A 23332-nucleotide genomic window follows, 5' to 3' on the forward strand; every position below is an offset into this window, starting at 1 on the left:
TTGGCAACGGTCAAAAACCGCTCTCGAAAACTGCGCCTGTGGCTGTGGCTCGCGATCATCATCGCCGGGCTGGGCGCGATCGCTTGGGCGGTCTGGGGCGACGGCCTGCGCCGGACCGGCGCGACCGGCACGGCCTATGCCGCGCATGTCGCCTGTTCCTGCCGCTTCGTGGCGGGTCGCAGCTTGGACGACTGCGCCAAGGACAAACTCGCCGGGATGGAACTGGTCAGCCTGAGCGAAAATCCGCAGGCGAAAAGCGTGACAGCCTCGATCCCGCTGGTCGCTTCAGAGACCGCCACCTGGCGCGAAGGCTATGCCTGCGTGCTGGATGAGTGGGAAGGCTAGGCACCGACCTCCCGCAAGAACGCAGCGTAGGCATCGCGCAGGCCGTCCCTCAGCTCGATGCGCGGCTGCCAGCCCATCGCAGCCAGGCGGGAATTGTCCATCAGCTTGCGCGGTGTGCCGTCCGGTTTCGATGTGTCGGTCTCTACATCACCATCGAACCCGACCACATCCGCGATCAGCCGTGCGAGATCGGCGATGGCGATGTCGTCGCCCGATCCGACATTGATCGGCGCATCGTCCGAGTAGCGCTGCACCAGCATCACGCAGGCATCGGCAAGATCGTCGACATGCAGGAACTCGCGGCGCGGCTCGCCGCTGCCCCAGATGGTGAAGCTGTCATCGGCGGCCACCTTCGCCTCATGCGCCTTGCGGATCAGGGCAGGGACGACATGGCTCGATGCAGGATCCCAATTGTCGCCCGGCCCGTAAAGATTGGTCGGCATGACGGAAATGAAATCGCGCCCGTACTGCGTGCGATAGGCGGCGGCGAGCTTCAGGCCGGCGATCTTGGCGATCGCATAGGCTTCGTTGGTCTGCTCAAGCGGGCCTGTGAGCAAGGCGTCTTCGCGGATCGGCTGCTGGGCGTGTTTCGGATAGATGCAGGACGAGCCGAGGAACAGCAGCTTTGACACATCGTGCAGGTGCGCCGCGTGGATCACATTCGTCGCGATAGCGATATTGTCGTAGAGGAATTCCGCCGGCCGCTCGGCATTGGCCATGATGCCGCCGACCCGCGCGGCTGCCAGGATCACGGCATCGGGCCGGTTGGCGGCAAACCATTCGTGCACGGTGCCTTGGTCGCGCAGATCGACACTGCGCGGCGCGGTGAGGACGGTGCAGGGCTCGCGTTCCAGCCGGCGGAGCAGCGCCTGCCCGACCATGCCGCCATGGCCCGCCACCCAGACGCGTTTGCCGTCGAGCGCAAAGCCCGGCACGCTCAGCAGCCCCGGATTCCGGCGATGTCCGCCTGCACCATCTCGCGGACGAGTTCGCGAAGCGGCGTTTTCGCTTCCCAGCCCAATTCCGCCTTCGCCTTGCTTGCATCGCCGAGCAGACGATCGACCTCGGTCGGGCGGAAATAGCGCGGATCGATTTCGATCAGGCAGCGCCCGCTGTCGGCGCAATAGGCTTTCTCCTCGGCGCCTTCACCACGGAACTCCAGCGACAAACCGATATCCTCGAAAGCCCAGCGGGCGAAGTCGCGTACGCTGGTGGTGGTGCCCGTCGCCAGCACATAGTCGGCCGGATGTTCCTGCTGGAGCATGCGCCAAATGCCCTCGGCATATTCGCGGGCATGTCCCCAGTCGCGCCGGGCGTCGAGATTGCCAAGGTAAAGCCGGTCCTGCAGCCCGAGGGAGATCGCGGCGGCCGCGCGGGTGATCTTGCGCGTAACGAAGGTCTCGCCGCGCACCGGACTCTCGTGGTTGAACATGATCCCGCAGCTTGCGTGCAGTCCGTAGGCCTCGCGGTAGTTCACCGTGATCCAGTGCGCATAGGCCTTCGCGGCGGCATAGGGGCTGCGCGGGTAGAACGGCGTGGTTTCGGTCTGCGGCGTTTCCTGCACCAGCCCGTACATCTCGCTGGTCGAGGCCTGGAAGAAGCGGGTGCTTTTCTCCAGGCCGAGGATGCGGATTGCCTCGAGCAGGCGCAACGTACCGAGGCCATCCGCATTCGCGGTATATTCGGGCGTCTCGAAGCTGACCTGCACATGGCTTTGCGCGGCGAGATTGTAAATCTCGTGCGGCTGAACCTCCTGCACCACGCGAATGATGTTGGTGGCATCGGTGACATCGCCGAAATGTAGGTGCATCTGCGGATTTTCGCGATGCGGGTCTTCGTAAATGTCTTCGATCCGGCCGGTGTTGAAGGAAGAGGACCGACGCTTGACCCCGTGGACCTCGTATCCCTTTTCCAGCAGCAGGCGTGCGAGAAACGAACCGTCCTGTCCGGTAACACCCGTAATCAATGCGCGCTTCGCACTCATGCCGACCTCGATTTATATCTTTGCAAGCGCATTGAATATCCGCCGGCATCACGCAAGAGCATGCGACTCGAAACGCACGGGTTTACGCCTCGACCGGCACCGTCGCCTCAATCCAGCCGCCGCCGACCACGCGGTCGTCTGCGTAGATAACCGCAGCCTGCCCCGGCGCGACGCCGTATTCGGGCTGTGCGAACCGCAGATTTGCGCTCCGACCCTCACCGAGGGGTCCGTTTAGTTCGACCGGCACCGGCTTGGCGAGGCTGCGAACCTTGGCGGTCAGCGGCTTGTCGGGGAGCGGGCCGATGCGGTTTGTTTCGCCGATGCGGGCCTGGGTCACTGCCAGCAGCCGCTTGGGGCCGACGTGGACCTCCGCGCTCTCGGCATCGATTTTCACGACATAGAGCGGTTCGGGCTGGCCACCGATCTCCAGCCCGCGTCGCTGGCCGACCGTGTAATGGATCACGCCGCGATGCTCGCCCAGTTCCTCGCCGGTCGTTGCGTGGACGATCTTGCCCGTTCGCACGCCTTCCGGACGCATTTTCTTGACGATCTTTGCATAATCGCCGTCGGGCACGAAGCAGATGTCCTGGCTGTCTGGCTTTGCGGCGTTGCGCAGCCCCGCCTCTTCGGCCAGCTGGCGGACTTCGGCTTTGGGCAGGCCGCCGAGGGGGAACCGGAGGTAGGCGAGCTGGTCTTCCGTGGTCGCATAAAGGAAGTACGACTGGTCGCGTGCAGGATCGTGGGCCCGGTGCAGTTCCGGTCCGGCCGAGCCCATCACGCGGCGCACATAATGGCCGGTGGCAAGGCAATCGGCGCCCAATTCGCGCGCCATGGCGAACAGGTCGGTGAACTTCGGGCCCATGTTGCAGCGAATGCAGGGCACCGGCGTCTGCCCGGCGAGATAGGAATCGGCAAAGCCCTCGACCACGTCTTCGCGAAACGCGCTTTCGTGGTCATGCACGTAGTGAGCGATACCGAGCCGGTCAGCCACGGCGCGTGCGTCTGCAATGTCGTCCCCCGCACAGCACGCGCCCTTGCGCCCCGTCGCCGCGCCGTAATCGTAGAGCTGCAGCGTAACGCCGATCACTTCCGCACCGCTGCGCGCGGCCAAGGCGGCCACGACCGAGCTGTCGACCCCGCCCGACATGGCGACGACGATGCGGCAATCGGATGCGGCATGCGGCAAGTCGAAAAGACCGGCTGCCTGAACCGGGGAAAGAGCAATGTTTTCGGGCATGGCGCGCCCCATACACGGCTGGGGGGCTTGCCACCAGAGGGCAGCGCGCAAGCGCGCATGCGACGCTTTACGGTTCGTTCACCATGTGGCGTTATCCCCGTACAAATGATCGAGGGGCAATTTCAAAGAGCCGATCTGGCCGAAAAGCGCGAAGCCGCGGATCTCCGCCGGTTTCGCTGGACCGATCTGGTCGCGCGCTTGGCGGCGACTCGCGAACTTCGGGAGGAGATTGCGCAGGTCGAAGGGGGCTTCGGGGCCTTTGCGGACGTCCGCCGCGAAGGCAGCGAAAAGAATGAAAGCGCTGTTAACCACGATATTTCAACGGATGGCAAACCAGACCCGCTAGGCCTTGGCGACACCGCAGGTGATGAAACCCACGGCGACAGAGAGACGGAATGATTGAAAACCAGGATATCCGGCCGGCGCAGGTCATCGGCCCTCTCGGAGAGCCGCTGACGCTCGACGATCTGCCGTCGCCCCAGACCAAGCGTTGGGTCGTGCGCCGCAAGGCCGAGGTCGTCGCTGCCGTCAATGGCGGACTTCTGTCGATCGACGAGGTTCTGGAGCGCTACAGCCTGAGCCTGGAGGAGTTCGCTTCCTGGCAGCGCGCCGTCGATCGCTCCGGCATGCAGGGCCTGCGCGTCACGCGTATCCAGCACTATCGCGATCTGTACGAACGCCAGCTCAAATACTGAGCCGTCCGGTCCGAGACGCGGTTTCGGGAACAAAACCCATCACCATCCGCTCCTCTTGGTAGTCCTGCACGATGCAGGAAACCGTTTTCCTGTCGAAGCCTGAAAGCGAATATCAGGCGGGCAGGATGAAACAGGAGGAAATACAATGGGTTGGATTATTGCAATTATCGTCGGCGGTGTAGCGGGCTGGCTGGCTAGCCTGGTCATGAACCGCGATGCCTCGATGGGCATCTTCTGGAATATCGTCGTCGGCATCATCGGTGCGCTGATCGGCAACTTTCTCGCTGGCGCCGTTTTCGGCATCGAAGGCACTATCCAGACTTTCAACCTGACCGGCTTCATTATCGCCATCATCGGCGCGATCGTACTGCTCGGAATTGCGAACCTCGTCCAGCGTGGACGCGTTCGCTAAGCCGAGCGAGATTATATCAGAACAATCCGAAAGCCGGGGATCGAAAGATCTCCGGCTTTCGTCGTCGAGGCACCCGTTTTAATTGCCCTTCGTCCGCTCATGGTCCACACCGGTCGATAGTTCTTTGCCTGCGCCGAGCGCGTGGTCTAGCGGCTATCGAGCTAGTATCTTGCACTAAGTGACCTAGCAGGATAATACACTGCGATCCGAAAAGACGCATACCGGGGCGATATGGCCATGAATTACGAATCTGGTTTCGAGGCGGAGCGGGTAGAGCCGATGACAGGCAGCGCGTCGCTCGAATCCGACGAAACGGCCGAAGCGACGCGTCGCCGCCGCTGGTACATTGGCGCTGCGATCCTTGCCCTGCTGCTTGCGATCGTGGCCTATTTCGTCGTCTCCGGGGCGGGCGCGGAAGAGAGTGCCGGTGGCGAGGCCCAACTGCCGAGCGTCACGGTGATCGCGCCGGGCCAGAGCACCGTCGATGGCGAAATTTCCGCGACCGGTACGCTGGCTGCGCGCCGCGATCTGCCGGTAGGTGTCGTCGGCGAAGGTGGCCGCGTGACGGCAATCAGCGTCGATGCCGGCGATTGGGTGCGCCAGGGCCAGGTGCTTGTCTCGATCGATCGCTCGGTCCAGTCGCAGCAGGTGCAGAGCGCCGCCGCGCAGGTCCAGGTCGCGCAGTCGGACGCCAATATCGCGCAAGCCAATCTCGACCGCTCGCTGCAGCTCGTCGAGCGCGGTTTCGTTTCCGAGGCAGACGTTGATCGCCTCACGGCAACGCGCGACGCGGCCGTAGCGCGAGTGCGCGTGGCACAGGCGCAGGTCCGCGAATTGCAGGCCCGGAACGCCCGCCTCAACGTGGTCGCGCCAGCCTCCGGCCTTGTGCTCGAACGCAATGTGGAAATCGGCCAGACGGTCAGCGCCGGCTCCCCTCCGCTGTTCCGGATCGCCCGCGGCGGTGAGATGGAAGTGCTCGCACGCCTCAGCGAAACCGATCTCGCGCAGATCAACGTGGGCACCAGAGCCACCGTCACGCCGGTGGGGTCGGACAGTAGCTATACCGGGAGCGTCTGGCAGGTCGCGCCGCTGATCAGCTCGCAGGATCGCCAGGGCACGGCGCGGATCGCGCTGCCCTATGCCGAGGGCTTGCGCCCCGGCGGCTTCGCGACGGTCGTGATCAAGAGCGGCACGGTCAGCGCTCCGATCCTCCCCGAGAGCGCGATCCAGTCTGACGACGAGGGCAGCTATGTCTTCATCGTCGATGCGGAAAACACGGTGCAGCGCCGCAATATCGAGCTCGGCCAGGTGACTTCCGAGGGCATCGTCATCGCAGGCGGGCTCGCAGGCAATGAACGGGTGGTACTGCGGGCCGCCGGCTTCCTCAATCCGGGCGAGACGGTTCGCCCCATCGCCGACGGCGCGTGAGCGGGACTGGCATATGAATTTCCGTAACATCTCCGCCTGGTCGATCCGCAACCCGGTGATACCCCTGGTCGCGTTCACGGCGCTGCTGCTGGCTGGCTTGATCAGCTTCATGCGCATGGATGTCGTGAACAATCCCGACATCGAATTCCCGGCAGTCAGCGTAAATATCTCGCAGCCAGGCGCCGCGCCGACCGAGATCGAGAACCAGATCACCCAGCGGGTCGAGGCCGCCGTGCGCTCGATCAACGGCGTGAACTCGATCAATTCGACTGCCAGCGAAGGCAATTCGAATACGTTCATCGAATTCGAAATCGGCGTCGACCCCAACGATGCCACGGCGGAAGTGAAGAACGCGATCGATACGATCCGCGGCTCGCTGCCCGACGGAATCCTCGAACCACGCGTGAGCAAGCAGGAAATCTCCGGCGGCTTCCTGGCGATCTATGCTGTCGAAGCCGACGACATGACCATCGAGGGGCTGAGCTGGTTCATCGACGACACGATCGCCAAGCAGCTCCTGTCCATCGAGGGCATGGCCGAGGTCAATCGCTTCGGCGGGGTCGACCGCGAGATCGAGGTTATCCTCGACCTGCCGCGCATGCAGGCGCTCGGCGTGACCGCCAGCCAGATCAACGGTGTGCTGCGGCAGAACAATATCGATGCTGCGGGCGGCATGGCCGAAGTCGGCGGCACCCGCCAATCGGTGCGCGTACTCGGCAACAACGACTCCGCTTACGAGCTGGGCGAACGCCGCATCCAGCTCGGCGGCGGGCGGACGGTCAAGCTGTCCGACGTGGCCACCGTGCGCGACGGCTATTCCGAGCGGACCTCGATCAGCAAGGTGGGCGATAAGGAAGTCGTGAACTTCGCCATGAGCCGCGCCAAGGGCGCATCGGACGTGACGGTTTACGAAAACGCGCTCGAGAAAATCGAAGAGATCGAGGCCAGCAATCCGGGCGTTAAGTTCATTCCGCTGTTCAACACGGTCAAATACACGAAGGACCAGTACGAAAGCGCCATGGCCGCAATGATCGAGGGTGCGATCCTCGCCGTGGTAGTGGTGTTCTTCTTCCTGCGCGACTGGCGCGCGACCGCGATTTCCGCCGTGGCGATCCCGCTTTCGGCCATTCCGACCTTCTGGTTCATGGACCTGCTCGGCTTCAATTTGAACCAGCTGTCGCTGCTGGCGCTGGCCCTCGTGGCTGGGGTGCTCGTCGACGACGCGATCGTGGAGATCGAGAACATCGTGCGTCACATGCGTATGGGCAAGAGCGCGTATCAGGCATCGATCGACGCGGCCGACGAGATCGGCCTGCCGGTCGTCGCGACCAGCTTCTGTATCGTCGCGGTGTTCTTCCCGGTCGGCGCCATGCCCGGCATATCGGGGCAGTTCTTCAAGAACTTCGGCTTCACCGTAGTGGTCGCCGTGCTGATGTCGCTCGCTGTCGCCCGCATGATCACGCCGATGCTGGCGGCCTATTTCCTCAAGTCCCACGGGCAGGCCGCCCATGGCGAAGGCCCGATGATGGATCGCTACATGGGCGTCCTGCGCTGGTCGCTCGACCGGGGCAAGATGCACCGGCTGCGCGAGGGGCTGGAGGGCCCGCGCCATCGCTGGCTCTATGTGCTGGCGCTGCTATTCACTGTTATCGGCGCGCTCGCCGTTGCGGCATTCGGCACGTTCACCGTGTCCGGCCTGCTCCAAGGTCTCGGCATTCCAGCAATGATTACCGGGGGCAATCCCGATCCCGGCTTCCTGCCTGAAACGATCGTGAAAATCGTCGGCATCATCCAGCTGGCCATTGCACTGCTGGCAGGCTTCCTGCTGACGCTTGTGTTCTTCAAGGTCCTCGGCCTGATTACCGGGCTGTTCGGCAGCCACATGAAGCAGGCCTGGCAATATCTTTACGCGCGCTTCCTCGACCATCGGGTATGGATGCTCGGCGTCGGCTATTTCTCCCTGCTGCTGACCGTGCTGCTGTTCGGCATCGTGCCCACCCAGTTCCAGCCGGTGATCGACGACGAGAACAGCCGCATCGAGATCGAGATGGTGCCGGGCACGACGCTCGAGACCACCGAGCGCGTCGTCGATCAGGTCGCCGACCTCCTCTACGAGCAGCAGGAAGTCGAGCTGGCGCTGGAGCGAGTGCGCGAGGGCCAGGCGACTATCTACATTACGCTGCGCCCCGACCGCGAACGGACCTCGATCGAATTCGAACGTAGCCTCGCACCGGAACTGTCGCAGATCGCCGATGCGCGGGTTCGCTTCGCCTCGCAGTCCGGCGGTTTCGGCTCGGGCCGCGACATGACGGTAATGCTGGCCGGTTCGGATCCCGAGCTGCTCAACGATACGGCTGCCCAGCTGGTTGAGCAGATGAAGTCCATCGACTCGCTCGTCGCCCCGCGGGTGAGCGCCGACATCAACCGGCCGGAGCTGATTATCTCTCCGCGCGAGGATCTCGCGGCGGAACTCGGCGTATCGACCATCGCGCTCAGCCAGACGATCCGTATCGCCACCATGGGCGAGATCGAGCAGAACGCGGCGAAATTCTCGCTCTCGGACCGCCAGATCCCGATCCGGGTCAAGCTACCCGAGCAATCGCGCGAGAACCTGGACACGATCCGCAATCTGCCGGTGCAAACGGCAAACGGTGGGTCGGTGCCCTTGTCGCGAGTGGCCGAGATCAGCTTCGGCTCCGGCCCGACGACCATCCAGCGCTACAACCAGAACCGCCGCGTGCTGGTCGGCGCCGACCTCGCGCAAGGAGTCGTCAAGGGCGAGGCTCAAGCAGAGATCGACCAGTTGCCCATCCTCCAGGACCTGCCGCAGGGCGTTATCCGCGATGTGGTCGGCGAAGAAGAATGGCAGGCCGAGCTGATGACCAGCCTGACGATCGCTATCGCTTCGGGCGTGCTGCTCGTGTTCGCGGTGCTTGTGCTGCTCTACAAACGGCTCATGAGCCCGCTGGTGAACATGGCCAGCCTCGCGCTCGCCCCGCTCGGGGGCATCCTGCTGGTGTGGCTGTTCGGCCAGCCACAATCGATGCCGGTCTATATCGGCATCTTGCTGCTGCTGGGCATTGTCTCGAAGAACTCGATCCTGCTGATCGACTTCGCGATCGAGGAGATGGACAAGGGCACGCGCAAGCTGGAAGCAATCGTCGATGCGGGCCACAAGCGTGCGCAGCCGATCGTCATGACCACCGTCGCAATGACGGCCGGCATGGTGCCGATCGCCTTGTCCGGCGTGCTTGGCTCGGGCGACGGAGCCTGGCGCGCGCCGATGGGTACCGTGGTGATCGGGGGCCTGATCCTCTCGACACTGCTCACGTTGCTGATTGTACCGGCAGGCTTCAGCCTCGCCGATGGCTTCGAGAAGCGCGCGGGTCCGTGGCTGCGCCAGCGCATGCTCACCTATCGCCCGGGTGACGACAAGCGCGGACTGGCAGGCACAGGAACCGCCGAACCGGGGGCAGAGCCCGCCGAGTGAACGATCCCCGCCACGCTGGCCCAGTCTCCGCGCCTCCAGCACTGCCGCCGGACCGTGCGCGGGTCATGCGGCGCACCGCCACTGGCCTGATAGTCCTGATGGCGGGGTTATTCCTGCTGTCGGGCCGCTATCTGGAGCTGCATCCGGCGTGGGGCTATCTCCACGCCTTTGCGGAGGCCGCCATGGTCGGCGGGCTGGCCGACTGGTTCGCGGTGACCGCGCTGTTCCGCCGCCCGCTCGGCCTACCCATCCCGCACACGGCGATCATTCCGGAGAACAAGGATCGCATCGCCGACACGATGGCGGGTTTCCTGCGCGAAAACTTCCTAACCCCCGCTGTCGTCGGGCGGCGGATGGGGTCGATGAATCTGGCGAAAGCGATCGGCAGCTATCTCGCCGATCCCAAGGCGACGCGCGATTCGCGTATCCGGCTTGGTGCGGGTGAGCTTGCGGTCGAGGTGCTTGAGTCGCTCGACCCCGAACGGCTCGGTACGCAGGTGCGCAGCGGCATCAAGTCGCAACTCGACCGGCTCGAGATCGCACCGCTGATCGGCGGAATGCTCACCGCAATGATGGCGGACGGCAAGCACAAACCGCTGATGGACAAGATCATCCGCTGGGCGGGGCTGGTCCTCGAAGACAATGAGGAACTGGTGCGCGATATGGTCCATCGCCGGGCCAACGGTATCCTGCGCTTCACGGGGCTGGACGAACGGCTCGCGAATTCGGTGATCGACGGCCTGTACAAGCTGCTTGCCGAAGTTCTAGTCGACCCGAACCACCCCTTGCGCGACAAGATCGAGGAAGGTCTTGCCGAATTCGCCACCGGCCTGCGCGAGGATCCCGAACTGCAGGCCCGTATCGAGCGGATGAAGCGCGAAATGCTCGGCAACCCCGCCATCGCCGAATGGTGGCAGGGCACGTGGGAGCGCATCCGCGCCAAGCTGATCGTTTCGATCCGCGAATCGGGCGGGCTCGCCTCGGGCTATGTCAGCGAGACGCTGGCCGAGCTGGGCGGGGCGCTACGCGACGATCTTCGTTTGCAACGCCAGATCAACCGCTTCGCCCGCCGCACGGCGGTCGGGATTGCGACGCGCTATGGCGATCAGATCGTGCGGCTCGTGTCCGAAACCGTGCGCCGCTGGGATGCCCATACGATCACCGACCGGGTCGAAAGCGCGGTCGGCCGCGACCTGCAATTCATCCGCATCAACGGCACGATGGTCGGCGGGCTAGTGGGCCTGACGATCCATTTCCTCAGCGAAACTCTCGGTTAGGCGTTCGCCCGCGAGCTTATCGGATACGGTAGAATATCCGGTGGGCCAGATAGCTCCGCACCGGCTGGCCGGCCGCATCCCGCGCCGGTTCGATCTGCGCGGTCCGCTGCATGACCGAGCAGGGATGCTTTCGCATGTCGAAATCCTCGGCCACGGTCTGGTTGAGCATTTCGCAGGCTTCCACTCTTCCGCTCTCGTCGACGGTCAGCCGCAGCGCGAAATAGGCTTGCGCCCCCTTGCGCAGAGCTTCTGCAGGATATTCCGACTGGATCGTGCGCACGACCCGCTTCATGTTCACGATCTCGGGCGGCGAGACGACCATGCGCTGCCGTTCGGGATCGAACCCCCAATGGGTGACGAGATCCTCCATGCACACATTCATCGCCGCCAGCGGTTTGTCCATCGGACCGAGGTCTAGAACGATATCGTCCTTGCCTCTTTGAGACAGGGTAAAGGTCGAAATACCGGCTGCGTTGGCTTCGTCGAGATGTGCCAGCCCGCGGGGATCGCTGGTCCAGTCGCGATCTTCTTCGGTCCATTCGCCTTCGGCATCCTTACCGGGGTGGAATGCTATCGAGGTGGTCGCGCTCACAAGCTTCTGCTCGCCAAGGTCCATATCGGCGACCGGGAATTCGCCCGTATCACCGCCAGGTCCGAAGGCGAAGCGAGCGTCCCGCGACACTCTCAACTCCTCGACAGCCGGGCCTGCAAGCCCCCAGATCGCCGAGATGGACGGATCCCATTGCTCAAGGAAGAAAATCGTCCGGCTGTCTTCTGGACCGAAAGTGCGGAGCAGGCGGCATTTGTTTTCGGCCATGTCGAGGTGCCAGTTGCTCGACGGCTGCAGTGCGGTCGGCGCTTCCTGCGCAGCGGCAGATGTTGCAAGACCAGTAAAAGACATAGCCGCTAGAGCGACAGACAATGATAAGCGGCGACCCATGAAAATCCCTCCGAAGCAAAATGCTTCGGAGGGATCTGTATTCAAAATCGCTTGGCGATCAAAGCTTTTCGGTCAGCTCCGGCACCGCCTTGTAGAGATCGGCGACGAGACCGATGTCCGCGACCTGGAAGATCGGAGCGTCCTCGTCCTTGTTGATGGCGATGATGGTCTTGGAATCCTTCATGCCTGCAAGGTGCTGGATCGCACCCGAGATTCCGATGGCGATATAGACTTCGGGCGCGACGATCTTGCCCGTCTGGCCGACCTGGTAATCGTTGGGGACGTAGCCCGCATCGACGGCCGCACGGCTGGCGCCGATGCCCGCACCAAGCTTGTCGGCAAGCGGGGTGATGATCTCGTCGAAGGTCTCGGAGTCCTTTAGCGCGCGGCCACCGGAAACGATGATCTTCGCGCTGGTCAGTTCGGGGCGATCGCTTTCGGCAATTTCCTCGCTCACGAAGCTGGAGATACCCGCATCGGTGGGACCGGAGATTTCCTCGACCGTGCCCGAGCCGCCTTCTGGTTCCGCCTTGTCGAAAGCGGTGCCGCGTACGGTCAGGACCAGCTTGTCTTCGGTGCTTTCGACTGTCGCGATGGCGTTGCCGGCGTAGATCGGGCGGGTGAAGGTCTTATCGCCTTCGACCGAGAGAATGTCCGAAATCTGCATTACGTCGAGCAGTGCTGCGACGCGCGGGGCGACGTTCTTGCCGGTGGTGGTGGCCGGTGCGACAAAAGCGTCGTGATGACCCATCTGGTCGGCGATCAGCGGCGCAACGTTCTCGGGCAGCGCGTGCTCGTAAGCCGGATCGTCGGCGAGGTGGACCTTGCCCACTCCGGCGATCTTGGCAGCGGCATCGGCCACGGCGCGGCAGCCCGAACCGGCGACCAGCAGGTGGACTTCACCCAGCTTCGATGCGGCGGTGACCGCAGCCAGCGTGGCGTCGGCCATGGTGGAATTGTCGTGTTCGACCCAAACGAGGGTTTTCATATTCGTGTTCCTTCTCGTTGGAGTGGCTCAGGCGACGCCCATCGCCTTCAGCTTGGCGACCAGCGCATCGACGTCCTCGACCTTCTCGCCTGCCTGGCGAACCGGCGGTTCGGAGACATTGGTGGTCTTGAGGCGCGGCGCGGTATCTACGCCGTAATCGGACGGGCGCTTGGTATCGAGCGGCTTCTTTTTCGCCTTCATGATGTTCGGCAGCGAGGCATAGCGCGGCTCGTTGAGGCGCAAATCAGTGGTGACGATGGCCGGCATGGTCAACTTGACGGTCTGCAGGCCGCCATCGACCTCGCGCTTCACCGTGACGCTGTCGCCGTCGACTTCGACCGTATTTGCGAAAGTGCCCTGGGGGCGCTCCATCAGCGCAGCGAGCATCTGGCCGGTCTGGTTCGAATCGTCGTCGATCGCCTGTTTGCCGAGCATGATGAGGCCCGGCTGCTCTTCTTCGGCGATGGCCTTGAGGATCTTGGCGACCGCGAGCGGTTCGACTTCGTCGTCGGTTTCGACGAGGATCGCGCGGTCGGCGCCCATCGCCAGTGCGGTGCGCAGCGTTTCCTGGGCCTTCGCCGGGCCGATCGAAACGGCGACGATTTCTTCGGCGTTGCCCGCTTCCTTGATGCGAATGGCTTCCTCGACGGCGATTTCGTCGAACGGGTTCATGCTCATCTTGACGTTGGCAAGATCGACGCCGGAGCCGTCGGCCTTGACCCGCGGCTTGACGTTGTAATCGATCACCCGCTTGACGGGGACGAGGATTTTCATGGCGTTCCTTCCTCTCGAATGAATTCGCGGCCCACCTACCTTGCGTTTACGTAAACGTCAAGTGGGCCGTAGCCGTTGCTTACTTTCAGAAAGCCGCGGAAAGCTGGGCGTTCCCGCGCGGCAAACGAAAAGGGCGGACCCGCTGCCGCGTGCCCGCCCCTTCGATATGCCGTACGAAAAAAGAGAACCAGTTCAGGCCGCTTTCTTCACCTCGGCCACGATCTTGCGGGCCGCGTCGCCCAGATCGTCGGCGCTGACGATCGGGAGGCCGGAGTTCTCGAGGATCTCCTTGCCCGCTTCGACATTCGTGCCTTCGAGGCGGACAACCAGCGGAACCGAGAGGTTCACGTCCTTCGCCGCCTGGACGATGCCGTTGGCGATGACGTCGCACTTCATGATGCCGCCGAAGATGTTGACGAGGATGCCTTCGACCGCCGGGTCCTTGAGGATGATCTTGAACGCAGCGGTGACCTTTTCGGTCGTCGCGCCGCCGCCCACATCGAGAAAGTTCGCCGGGAAAGCGCCATTGAGCTTGATGATGTCCATGGTCGCCATGGCGAGGCCGGCGCCATTGACCATGCAGCCGATGTTGCCGTCGAGCTTGATGTAGGCGAGATCGTATTCGCTCGCTTCGACTTCGGCCGGGTCTTCCTCGGTCTCGTCGCGCATCTCCTCCACGTCCTTGTGGCGATAAAGCGCGTTGCCGTCGAAGCTCATTTTGGTGTCGAGGACGAGGAGGTTGCCATCCTTGTCTTCCACCAGCGGGTTGATCTCGAGCATTTCCATGTCGAGGTCCATGAAGGCGGTGTAGAGCTGCTTGGCCAGCTTCTGGCACTGCTTGTTGGTGTCACCGGTCAGCTTGAGCGCGAAGGCGACCGCGCGACCGTGATGCGGCATGAAACCCTGCGCCGGGTCGATGGTGATCGTGGTGATCTTCTCGGGCGTCTCATGCGCCACGTCTTCGATGTCCATGCCGCCTTCGGTCGAGGCGATCATGGCGACCTGGCCGCTGGCCCGATCGACCAGCATGGACAGGTAATACTCCTTTTCGATGTCGACGCCGTCGGTGACATAAAGGCGATTGACCTGCTTGCCCTCGTCGCCGGTCTGGATCGTCACCAGCGTGTTGCCGAGCATTTCCTTCGCATTGGCCTCGACTTCCTCGACGCTCCTCGACAGGCGCACGCCGCCCTTCGCATCGGGGCCCAATTCCTTGAACTTGCCCTTGCCGCGGCCGCCGGCGTGAATCTGCGCCTTCACGACATAGAGCGGCCCGGGAAGCTTCTTCGCGCCCTCGACCGCTTCTTCGACGGTCATCGCTGCATGGCCCGTGGGCACGGCGATGCCGTATTTCGCGAGCAGTTCCTTGGCCTGATATTCGTGAATGTTCATGGGAGCGTCTGTCCTTCGCGCGGATACGCGGCTGGGGGTGGGAAATCTCGTGGGCGCATAAGCATACGTAGGCCTTCTTGAAAAGTGCCGCGTTCGGGTGCAACTGCCACAGCGCTCTCATGATCGACAGTCAGCGCCTCGAATCGATCGTCTCCGAAGCGGGACGGATCGCCCACGACCTTTGGCCGGGGGCGGGCAATTCGGTGCGTAGCTGGGAGAAAGAGCCGAACAGTCCGGTATGCGAGGCGGACCTCGCGGTCGACGCTTTCCTGAAGCGCGAGCTGGGCGCGCTGTTGCCTGCGGCGGGATGGCTGTCGGAAGAGACGGCGGACGATCCTGCCCGGCTCGGGTGCGATCTCATCTGGCTGGTCGATCCGGTGGACGGCACGCGCGATTTCATCCGGGGCCGGAGCGGCTGGGCAGTGTCGGTCGCGCTTATCAGCGCAGGGCGACCGCTGATCGCCATGCTGTCCGCCCCGGCGCGCGGAGAGATGTGGAGCGCGGTCGCCGGGCGCGGTGCGGAGCGCAATGGCGCGGCACTGGCGGCGTCGATGCGCGATCGGTTCGACGGTTCGCGCGTACCGGCCGCCTCGCTGCCCAAGACCGACCGCGACCTCGTCTGCGTCGACCAGCCCAATTCCATCGCCCTGCGAATCGCAATGGTCGCCGCCGACGAGGCCGATCTCGTCGCGACGCTGCGCTGGGGCTTCGAATGGGATATCGCCGCAGCGGGGCTGATTGCCCGCGAGGCGGGCGCGGCCGTCACCGATGCCTTCGGCAAGAAGCTCGATTACAACAAGCGCGATCCGCGCGCTTTCGGCGTGCTGGCTTGCTCGCCGAATATCCACGAAGCCGCGGTCGAGCGGCTGGCCGGTCGCGCGGCGCAGATCGGGCAGAAATAGGTTCTGCAAAGAAAGAGGGCCGATCCGAAGACCCGCCCTCCCCCTGCTGTTCAGCTGCTATCAGTAGCCTTGCGACTGCTGGGCAGCCTCGACATCTTCTTGGTCGAACGGGATGATCTTGATTTCGACGCGGCGGTTAAGCGGCTCGTTCACGCCGTCGGCGGTCTGCACCGCGAGGCGCGTTTCGCCGAAGCCCATCCAGCGGATGCGCGACGAAGCGACGCCCTGTGAGATCAGGTAATTGGCGACCGCCTGGGCGCGCTGTTCGGACAGGCGCTGGTTGGCATCGGACGGGCCGGTCGTGTCGGTGTGGCCGTACACGTCGACGAGGCTGTTCGGATACTGGCGCAGGCTGTCCGCCACGCGGTCGAGCAGGTCGCGGAAGCCCGGCGTAATCGTATAGCTGCCGGTGGCGAAGGTCACGCCGTCGGGCAGGTTGACGAGAATTGCGTCCCCGCCATCGACCGAACTGACATCGACGCCAGAGCCGGCCGTCTGCTCTTCGAGTTCCTTGATCTGCTGGTCCATGCGATAGCCGACATAGCCACCCGCTGCGGCGCCGCCGACGGCACCGATGATGCGTCCGGTCTTGCCGCCGATAACGCCGCCCAGCAGGCCGCCGACGACTGCACCGCCGGCCCCGCCGAGCACGGTGCGCGAGACCTTGCGCTCGCCGGTGTTGGGATCGGTAACGCAGGCCGAAACCGTCATCAGCGAAACGGCTGCGAGGCTGGCTGTAAGAACACGCGACTTTTTCATTGTCATTCCTCCTTCAAGGCGGCCCGGTATGCTCCGGAAATTCCGCATGCGATTTGGGACGCGCCCATCCCGCGTCGTGCCCCATCAACCGTCATCGCGCGTCCTCGTTCCGAGCCAGCGTATTATGGCAATTGCACAGAAAGTCCTCGCAGGCGCTGGCAGAGCCGTGCAATTGTGCTAGCGCCAGCGGCGTGACACCCTTTCCCTGGACCGACCTGTTCATCATCGCGGGCCTCATCGTGCTCAACGGCGTCTTCGCCATGAGCGAGCTTGCGATCGTTTCTGCCAAGACCTCGCGCCTGCAGCAGGCTGCGAACAAGGGCAGCGGTGCGGCGCAGACGGCGCTCGATCTCGCGGCCGATCCGGGCAAGTTTCTCTCCACTGTGCAGATCGGCATCACGCTGGTGGGCATCGTCTCGGGTGCCTATTCGGGCGCAAGTCTCGGCGGTCCGGTTGGCGAGCGCCTGGCGATGTTGGGCGTGCCTGCCGATTATGCGCAGGAGGTCGGCTTCGCGCTGGTCATCGCGCTGACAACTTATGCCACGCTGGTCGTGGGCGAGCTCGTTCCGAAACAAATAGCCTTGCGGGCGGCCATGCCGATTTCGCTGGTCATGGCGCGTCCCATGGCGCTGCTGGCGAAAGTCGCCGCGCCCATTGTATGGTTGCTCGATACGTCGTCCGGCCTGCTCATCAAGCTGCTCGGCGTACGCAAGAGCGGGCAGGCGGCGGTGACAGCCGAGGAACTGCACATGCTGTTTGCCGAAGCCACGCAAAGCGGGGTGATCGAGCACGAGCAGCACCAGATGCTCCAGGGCGTAGTCCGTCTCGCCCAGCGCCCGGTGCGCGAAGTGATGACCCCGCGCCCGGAGATTGACTGGTTGGATTTCGCAGCGGACGAGGACGCGATCCGTGCCGCCATCGAAAGCTCGCCCCATTCGCTGATGCCGGTGGCCGAAGGCTCGCCCGACAAGGTGATCGGCGTGGTCAAGGTGCGCGATATCATGACGCGCATGGTGGCGGGCGAACCGATCGATCTCGTCGCGCTGCTCAAGAAGGCCGAAGTCGTGCCCGACCAGCTCGACGCGGTGGATGCACTGCGCGTGCTACAGCAGGCCGAAGTGCCGCTGGCGATGGTGCATGACGAATACGGCCATCTCGACGGTATCGTTAGTCCAGTGGACCTGCTGACCGCGTTGGTCGGCGATTTCGCCAGCGACCATGATCCGGGCGACACACCCGGCGTGGTCGAGCGGGAGGACGGCTCGCTGCTGGTCTCCGGCTCGCTCTCGGCCGATGCACTCGCCGACCGGTTGGACCTCGAATATGGCGAAGACCGCGAGTTCGGCACCGCGGCAGGCTACGCATTACACGTCCTCAAGAGGCTCCCCTCGGAGGGCGAGTATTTCACCGACCAGGGCTGGCGATTCGAAGTCGTCGACATGGACGGCCGCCGGATCGACAAGCTGCTGGTGTCCGAGGCGAGAGAAAGCGCCGGGCCGGCGGAGGCCCGGCCAGCGTGACCACGCGCCCGCAGCGGGTGCAGCTTGCTGCACGCATAGCGAGGACGCATCGATGGATGTCGATGCGACAGACAAGAAAACCATTTCTTCGAAAAATGGTGCTGCTGGGGAGGATTGAACTCCCGGCCTCACCCTTACCAAGGGTGCGCTCTACCACTGAGCTACAGCAGCACATGACCCTGCGAGAAGCCTCGCGGGGTGGAGGCGCGCGCTAATGGCAGAGCCGGCGGCAAAGTCAACCTTCGCTTGAGCCGCGCAGCGAAATTGGCAAAAGGTTGCGCGATGAGCGCCGATACCGACAAATCGACCCGCGAAGAGCGCCTCGCCGCGAAACTTCGCGAGAACCTCCGCCGCCGTAAGGCCCAGACCCGCGAAATGCGCGACTCGTATGAGGACGGGCTTTCCAAGGATGGGCCGGACCGCTAACGCGCGAGGCCACGCAAGCCGGGGAGCATCGATGTCGAAACTGATCCTAGTCCGCCATGGCCAGAGCGAGTGGAACCTCGCGAACCGCTTCACCGGCTGGTGGGACGTCGATCTGACCGAAAAGGGCGAAGAGGAAGCGCGCGAGGCGGGCGAACTGATGAAGGCGAAGGGCGTGCTGCCGACCACAGCCTTCACTTCGGTACAGAAGCGCGCGATCAAGACGCTCAACATCGCGCTGGAAGCCTGCGATCGGCTATGGATCCCCGTCACCCGCGACTGGCATCTGAACGAGCGGCATTATGGCGGGCTGACCGGCCTCAACAAGCAGGAAACCCGTGACCGGCACGGCGACGAACAGGTGCATATCTGGCGCCGCAGCTTCGACGTGCCGCCGCCCGAAATGGAGCAGGGCAGCGAATTCGAAATGGCCGACGATCCGCGCTATGCCGGGATCGACGTGCCGCGCACCGAAAGCCTCAAGCTGACCATCGAGCGCGTGCTGCCCTATTGGGAAAGCGCGATCCTGCCGAAACTGGGCGAGGGCGAGACTGTCATCATCTCGGCCCATGGCAACAGCCTGCGCGCGCTGGTCAAGCATCTTTCCAACATTTCTGACGACGAGATCACCGGCCTCGAAATCCCGACCGGCCAGCCGATCGTCTACGAGTTCGACGGCACGCAAGTTTCGGGCGAGCGCTACTATCTGAAGGATGGCTGAGATGGCTGCCTCAAGTTCGCCGAAAGTCGCGATAGTCATGGGTAGCCAGTCCGACTGGGACACCATGCGCTGCGCTGCCGATGTACTCGACGAGCTCGAAGTCGAGAGCGACGTGCGGATTGTCTCGGCGCACCGGACGCCCGACCGCATGTACGACTTCGCCAAGGGGGCGGCCGAGGCCGGGTTCGAGGTCATCATCGCCGGTGCAGGCGGTGCGGCGCATCTGCCGGGGATGATCGCTGCCCTCACGCATGTTCCGGTACTGGGCGTGCCGGTGCAATCGAAAGCGCTGTCGGGTGAGGACAGCCTGCTTTCCATCGTGCAGATGCCTGCCGGTGTCCCGGTGGGCACGCTGGCCATCGGGCAGGCGGGCGCGACCAATTCGGGCCTGCTCGCCGCCGCGATCCTCGCCAACCACGACGCCGCCCTCTCGCAGCGCTTGCAGGACTGGCGCGCAGCTCGCAGCGCAGCCGTGACCGAGCGGCCGGTCGACTGATGCTGAAGCGCGGGGGCACGATCGGCATACTCGGCGGCGGTCAGCTCGGCCGGATGATGGCGATGAGCGCCGTTCAGCTCGGCTATCGCTGCATTGCCTACGCACCCGACGGCGACACGGTCGCAGAGGACGTCTGCGAGGATGTGTTCGCCAATCCCTGGGACGATACGGCCGCGCTCGCCGCCTTTTCCGCCAAATGCGACGTCGTGACGTGGGAGTTCGAGAACGTCCCCGTCGCCACCGCCAAGGCCATGCCGGAGGGCCGCGTCTTCCCGCATCCGCGCGCGCTCGAAACGGCGCAAGACCGCTTGAACGAGAAGCGCTTCGTCGAAGGGCTCGGCGGCAAGCCCGCGGCCTATGCCCGCGTCGATTCGCCCGGCGATCTGATGGCGGCGGTCGACCGCCTCGGTGCGCCCGGCATCCTCAAGACGCGGCGCGACGGATACGACGGCAAGGGCCAGTGGCGCATCGGATCGAGCCGCGCTGCGGACGCGCTGCGCCTGCCCGATATCCCGCTGATTTACGAAGGCTTCGTCGAGTTCGGGGCGGAATTTTCGGTCATCCTCGTGCGCGGGCAGGATGGCGAAATCCGCTTTTGGGACAGCACGCGCAATGTGCACGAAGACGGCATATTGTCGGCCTCGCTATGGCCGGCGGGCGAGCTGGTCGAAGGGCAGGTGGGCGAAGCGCGGCGCCTCGCGGGTGAAGTCGCCGATGCGCTGAAATATGTCGGGGTGCTGACCTGCGAATTCTTCGCCACGCATGAAGGGCCGATCTTCAACGAGATGGCACCGCGCGTGCACAATTCGGGCCACTGGACGATCGAGGGCGCGGCCACCAGCCAGTTCGAGAACCACATCCGCGCGGTCGCAGGCCTGCCACTCGGCGATACCGCCACCACCGCGGCGGGCGTGGAGATGCGCAATATCCTCGGCGGCGAGATCGAGGGCGCGCACGCCTTCCTCGCCGATGCGGACAGCCATCTGCACGATTACGGCAAGCGCGAGGTGCGCGAAGGGCGCAAGATGGGCCATCTGACACGACTGACGCGCGCATGAGCCTGTTCTGCATCTACGCCCGCGCCGCCAATGGCGCGATCGGCAAGGACGGCCGCCTCCCGTGGCACCTGCCTGCCGACCTCAAGCGCTTCAAGGCGCTGACGATGGGGCCGGACAAGCAGGGCCTGCCGATGATTATGGGCCGCAAGACCTTCGAGAGCCTGCCCGGCCTGCTCCCCGGCCGCCGCCATATCGTGCTGACCCGGCGCGAGCGGTGGGATTCGACCGGGGCCGAAGTCGTCCGCTCGGTCGAGGAAGCGCTGGCTGTCGCAGGCGAGACCGACATCGCCGTCATTGGAGGCGCGGCAATCTTCGACGTCTTCCTGCCGCAGGCGGAGCGGGTCGAGCTGACGCAGATCCACCACGAATTCGACGGCGACGTGTTCATGCAGCCGCTTGGGCCGGAATGGGAAATCGCCGGACGGCAGGATTTCGAGGCCGAGGGCGAGATCCCGGCCTATTCTTTTCTCACCTACGAACGCGTCGGCGAAAGCACGGCGTGAGGTTCCTCGACCACCGCGACGAATTGCCCGAGAGCCTGCGCGGCGCGGTGATCGCGCTCGGCAATTTCGACGGCTTCCATCTCGGTCACCAGGCCGTCGCGCGGCAGGCGATCGACTGGGCGCGGGCTGAGGGTCGGCCCAGCATCATCGCGACCTTCGATCCGCATCCCGTGCGCCATTTCCAGCCCGACGCGCCGCCGTTCCGCCTGACGACGCTGGAACAGCGTCAGGAACTCTACCTCGCCGCCGGGGCCACGGCGATGCTGGTGTTCCATTTCGACGGCGAACTGGCGGGCACGACGGCGGAGGATTTCGTCCGCAAGCTTCTCGGCAGCCATCTCGGCGTGGCGGGCGTGGTAACGGGGGAAGATTTCACTTTCGGCAAGGCGCGCGGTGGCAATTTCGAGAAACTGGTGAGCCTCGGCAAGGAGGTGGGCATCGAAGCGCGCGCTGCCACGCCGGTGATGGACGATGGCAAGCCCGTCTCCTCCAGCCGCGTGCGCGAGGCCCTGCGCGAAGGCGATCCGCAGGAGGCCGCGCGCCTGCTCACCCGCCCCTTCGCGATTCGCGGTATCGTGCAGCATGGCGACAAACGCGGGCGCGAGATCGGCTATCCCACGGCGAACCTCCCGATCGAGCATTACCTGCGCCCCAAATACGGCATCTACGCCGTCACCGGGCGCATCCTGTCGACCGGGCAGGAGCTGAAGGGCGCGGCGAATATCGGCGTGCGCCCGCAGTTCGATCCGCCCAAGGAATTGCTCGAGCCCTATTTCTTCGACTTCTCCGGCGATCTCTACGGGCAGGAGATCGAGGTGGCCTTCCACCACTTCCTGCGCGGCGAGGCGAAGTTCGACAGTCTTGATGCACTGATCGAGCAGATGGAGCGCGACTGCGAGCGGGCGAAAGACTTGCTCGCGTGAAGCGCTGGCTCAAGATTCTCGGCATGGCGGGCGCGGTGCTGTTTCTCGTCCTCACCGTGGTCAATGCCAGCTGGCTTGCGCCCGATCCCAAGGGCGCGCCCAAGATCATCGCCCATCGCGGGATCTATCAGCAATATGACACAACCGGGCTGGGCCGCGACGATTGCACCGCCACGCGGATCGAGCAGCCGGTCCACGATTACCTTGAGAACACCACCCGCTCGATTGCCCGCACGGCTAAGCTTGGCGCGACTCTGGTGGAGGTCGATATTGCCCCCACCAGCGATGGCGAAATGGCGGTGTTCCACGACTGGACCGTCGATTGCCGGACCGAGGCGAGCGGCGATACGCGCGACTTTACGCTAACAAAGCTGAAAGCGCTCGACGCGGGCTATGGCTACACCGCCGATGGCGGCGAGACTTTTCCGTTCCGTGGGCAAGGCGTGGGCGCGATTCCCTCTCTCGAGGAAGCGATGCAGGCCTCGGGCCGGGCGCAGCTGCTCTACAATTTCAAGAGCAAGGATGCGGCGGAGGCCGACCTGCTGGCGGAAAAGGTGAAAGCGGCCGATCGCGATACCGGCCCGCGCGGCGATGCCTTTTACGGCGCGCAAGCGCCGGTGGATCGCATCCGCACGCATTTCCCCGATGCCTGGGCCTTCTCGCTGGAGGAAGGCGAGCAATGCTCGCGCGATTACCTCCTGCTCGGCTGGAGCGGCTATGTGCCCGAAAGCTGCCGCAACGGCACCGCTTTCGTACCGCTGGACTACCAGTGGGCCTTCTGGGGCTGGCCCAACCGCATGATTGCGCGGATGGAATCGGTCGGCGCGCGCATCGTGGTGCTCGGCCCGCAGGGCGAAGGTCGCCCGCGCGGGCTCGACCTGCCCGAACAGCTTGGCGAAATCCCCGCGAGCTTCAACGGCTATGTCATGGTCGACGACAGCCTCGCTGTGATCCCCGCCCTGATCCAGCGCTTCGACGACCGCACGCCCGAGGAATTCGAGCGCTTGCAGGCCGGGCTGGAGCGTAGGCGGGCGCGGCGGGGCGATTGACGCTTCACCCCGGGGG

Annotated in this window: 24 protein-coding genes and 1 tRNA gene; 16 read left to right on the forward strand and 9 right to left on the reverse strand. The window is 64.3% G+C overall.

Features of this window, described 5'->3' with window-relative positions:
- A complete protein-coding gene (locus P8R33_RS13425) occupies window positions 1-345 on the forward strand; it encodes a hypothetical protein (protein WP_278329473.1) in 345 nt (114 codons plus the stop codon).
- Here P8R33_RS13425 and P8R33_RS13430 read toward each other — a convergent pair.
- The 3 genes from P8R33_RS13430 to mnmA all read right to left on the reverse strand — a co-directional run bounded on the left by P8R33_RS13430 (window position 342) and on the right by mnmA (window position 3566).
- Entirely contained in the window at window positions 342-1286 is a 945-nt protein-coding gene (locus P8R33_RS13430; protein ID WP_446532522.1) for a GDP-L-fucose synthase family protein, read from the reverse strand. The two genes, P8R33_RS13425 and P8R33_RS13430, sit on opposite strands and share 4 nt — an antisense overlap.
- Window positions 1283-2329: a GDP-mannose 4,6-dehydratase gene (gene gmd, locus P8R33_RS13435; protein WP_278329474.1), complete on the reverse strand. Its 1047-nt coding sequence runs from the start codon at window positions 2327-2329 to the stop codon at window positions 1283-1285. The genes P8R33_RS13430 and gmd overlap by 4 nt, the downstream gene beginning before the upstream one ends.
- 82 nt (window positions 2330-2411) lie before the next feature.
- Window positions 2412-3566 (reverse strand): tRNA 2-thiouridine(34) synthase MnmA, encoded by a 1155-nt coding sequence (gene mnmA / locus P8R33_RS13440; protein WP_278329475.1) that lies wholly within the window; start codon window positions 3564-3566, stop codon window positions 2412-2414.
- Between the two features lie 105 nt (window positions 3567-3671).
- Between mnmA and P8R33_RS13445 the strand changes: the two genes are divergently transcribed.
- From P8R33_RS13445 to P8R33_RS13470, 6 genes are all read left to right on the forward strand, one after another.
- Window positions 3672-3965, forward strand: coding sequence for a hypothetical protein (locus P8R33_RS13445; RefSeq protein WP_278329476.1), 294 nt, complete (start codon window positions 3672-3674; stop codon window positions 3963-3965).
- Window positions 3962-4261 (forward strand): CtrA inhibitor SciP, encoded by a 300-nt coding sequence (gene sciP, locus P8R33_RS13450; protein WP_278329477.1) that lies wholly within the window; start codon window positions 3962-3964, stop codon window positions 4259-4261. The genes P8R33_RS13445 and sciP overlap by 4 nt, the downstream gene beginning before the upstream one ends.
- 145 nt (window positions 4262-4406) lie before the next feature.
- On the forward strand, window positions 4407-4673 hold the full coding sequence (locus P8R33_RS13455) for a GlsB/YeaQ/YmgE family stress response membrane protein (RefSeq protein ID WP_278329478.1): 267 nt from the start codon (window positions 4407-4409) through the stop codon (window positions 4671-4673).
- 237 nt (window positions 4674-4910) lie between these two features.
- Window positions 4911-6101, forward strand: coding sequence for an efflux RND transporter periplasmic adaptor subunit (locus tag P8R33_RS13460; protein ID WP_278329479.1), 1191 nt, complete (start codon window positions 4911-4913; stop codon window positions 6099-6101).
- Between the two features lie 13 nt (window positions 6102-6114).
- Window positions 6115-9591 carry an efflux RND transporter permease subunit gene (locus tag P8R33_RS13465; protein WP_278329480.1) on the forward strand — a complete coding sequence of 1159 codons (3477 nt, stop codon included), beginning with the start codon at window positions 6115-6117 and terminating at the stop codon, window positions 9589-9591.
- A gap of 65 nt (window positions 9592-9656) precedes the next feature.
- Window positions 9657-10868 (forward strand): DUF445 domain-containing protein, encoded by a 1212-nt coding sequence (locus P8R33_RS13470; protein ID WP_278329481.1) that lies wholly within the window; start codon window positions 9657-9659, stop codon window positions 10866-10868.
- 16 nt (window positions 10869-10884) lie between these two features.
- Here the strand turns inward: P8R33_RS13470 and P8R33_RS13475 are convergent, their stop codons facing one another.
- The 4 genes from P8R33_RS13475 to sucC all read right to left on the reverse strand — a co-directional run bounded on the left by P8R33_RS13475 (window position 10885) and on the right by sucC (window position 14962).
- Complete coding sequence (locus tag P8R33_RS13475; RefSeq protein WP_278329482.1) at window positions 10885-11769, reverse strand: energy transducer TonB; 885 nt, start codon at window positions 11767-11769, stop codon at window positions 10885-10887.
- Window positions 11770-11866: 97 nt separating this feature from the next.
- On the reverse strand, window positions 11867-12796 hold the full coding sequence (locus P8R33_RS13480; RefSeq protein ID WP_278329483.1) for an electron transfer flavoprotein subunit alpha/FixB family protein: 930 nt from the start codon (window positions 12794-12796) through the stop codon (window positions 11867-11869).
- Between the two features lie 27 nt (window positions 12797-12823).
- The gene (locus P8R33_RS13485) at window positions 12824-13570 is read right to left on the reverse strand and encodes an electron transfer flavoprotein subunit beta/FixA family protein (protein ID WP_278329484.1); all 747 of its coding nucleotides are present in this window, start codon (window positions 13568-13570) and stop codon (window positions 12824-12826) included.
- Window positions 13571-13762: 192 nt separating this feature from the next.
- Window positions 13763-14962, reverse strand: a complete 1200-nt coding sequence (gene sucC, locus P8R33_RS13490; RefSeq protein ID WP_278329485.1) for an ADP-forming succinate--CoA ligase subunit beta — start codon at window positions 14960-14962, stop codon at window positions 13763-13765.
- A gap of 119 nt (window positions 14963-15081) precedes the next feature.
- Between sucC and P8R33_RS13495 the strand changes: the two genes are divergently transcribed.
- Window positions 15082-15864 carry a 3'(2'),5'-bisphosphate nucleotidase CysQ gene (locus P8R33_RS13495; RefSeq protein ID WP_278329486.1) on the forward strand — a complete coding sequence of 261 codons (783 nt, stop codon included), beginning with the start codon at window positions 15082-15084 and terminating at the stop codon, window positions 15862-15864.
- 60 nt (window positions 15865-15924) lie between these two features.
- Here the strand turns inward: P8R33_RS13495 and P8R33_RS13500 are convergent, their stop codons facing one another.
- A complete protein-coding gene (locus P8R33_RS13500) occupies window positions 15925-16623 on the reverse strand; it encodes a YiaD family glycine zipper/OmpA-like lipoprotein (protein ID WP_278329487.1) in 699 nt (232 codons plus the stop codon).
- Window positions 16624-16814: 191 nt separating this feature from the next.
- Here P8R33_RS13500 and P8R33_RS13505 point away from each other — a divergent pair, with 191 nt between their 5' ends.
- A complete protein-coding gene (locus P8R33_RS13505; RefSeq protein WP_278329488.1) occupies window positions 16815-18143 on the forward strand; it encodes a hemolysin family protein in 1329 nt (442 codons plus the stop codon).
- A 96-nt stretch (window positions 18144-18239) separates the two neighbouring features.
- Here the strand turns inward: P8R33_RS13505 and P8R33_RS13510 are convergent.
- Window positions 18240-18314, reverse strand: a tRNA-Thr gene (locus P8R33_RS13510).
- A 111-nt stretch (window positions 18315-18425) separates the two neighbouring features.
- On the opposite strand from P8R33_RS13510, the gene P8R33_RS13515 reads away from it, so the two are divergent.
- The 7 genes from P8R33_RS13515 to P8R33_RS13545 are packed head-to-tail and all read left to right on the forward strand — an operon-like array spanning window position 18426 to window position 23316.
- Window positions 18426-18569: a hypothetical protein gene (locus P8R33_RS13515; RefSeq protein ID WP_278329489.1), complete on the forward strand. Its 144-nt coding sequence runs from the start codon at window positions 18426-18428 to the stop codon at window positions 18567-18569.
- A gap of 31 nt (window positions 18570-18600) precedes the next feature.
- Complete coding sequence (gene gpmA, locus P8R33_RS13520; protein WP_278329490.1) at window positions 18601-19287, forward strand: 2,3-diphosphoglycerate-dependent phosphoglycerate mutase; 687 nt, start codon at window positions 18601-18603, stop codon at window positions 19285-19287.
- A 1-nt stretch (window position 19288) separates the two neighbouring features.
- The gene (gene purE, locus P8R33_RS13525) at window positions 19289-19783 is read left to right on the forward strand and encodes a 5-(carboxyamino)imidazole ribonucleotide mutase (protein WP_278329491.1); all 495 of its coding nucleotides are present in this window, start codon (window positions 19289-19291) and stop codon (window positions 19781-19783) included.
- On the forward strand, window positions 19783-20841 hold the full coding sequence (locus P8R33_RS13530; protein ID WP_278329492.1) for a 5-(carboxyamino)imidazole ribonucleotide synthase: 1059 nt from the start codon (window positions 19783-19785) through the stop codon (window positions 20839-20841). Before purE ends, P8R33_RS13530 begins: the two co-directional genes overlap by 1 nt.
- Window positions 20838-21344: a dihydrofolate reductase gene (locus P8R33_RS13535; RefSeq protein ID WP_278329493.1), complete on the forward strand. Its 507-nt coding sequence runs from the start codon at window positions 20838-20840 to the stop codon at window positions 21342-21344. The genes P8R33_RS13530 and P8R33_RS13535 overlap by 4 nt, the downstream gene beginning before the upstream one ends.
- On the forward strand, window positions 21341-22267 hold the full coding sequence (locus P8R33_RS13540) for a bifunctional riboflavin kinase/FAD synthetase (protein ID WP_278329494.1): 927 nt from the start codon (window positions 21341-21343) through the stop codon (window positions 22265-22267). Before P8R33_RS13535 ends, P8R33_RS13540 begins: the two co-directional genes overlap by 4 nt.
- On the forward strand, window positions 22264-23316 hold the full coding sequence (locus P8R33_RS13545) for a glycerophosphodiester phosphodiesterase family protein (RefSeq protein WP_278329495.1): 1053 nt from the start codon (window positions 22264-22266) through the stop codon (window positions 23314-23316). The genes P8R33_RS13540 and P8R33_RS13545 overlap by 4 nt, the downstream gene beginning before the upstream one ends.
- Window positions 23317-23332: the final 16 nt, after the last annotated feature.

Origin of the sequence: Qipengyuania flavescens (assembly GCF_029688735.1) — a bacterium.
In the GTDB taxonomy this organism is placed as follows: Bacteria; Pseudomonadota; Alphaproteobacteria; order Sphingomonadales; family Sphingomonadaceae; genus Qipengyuania.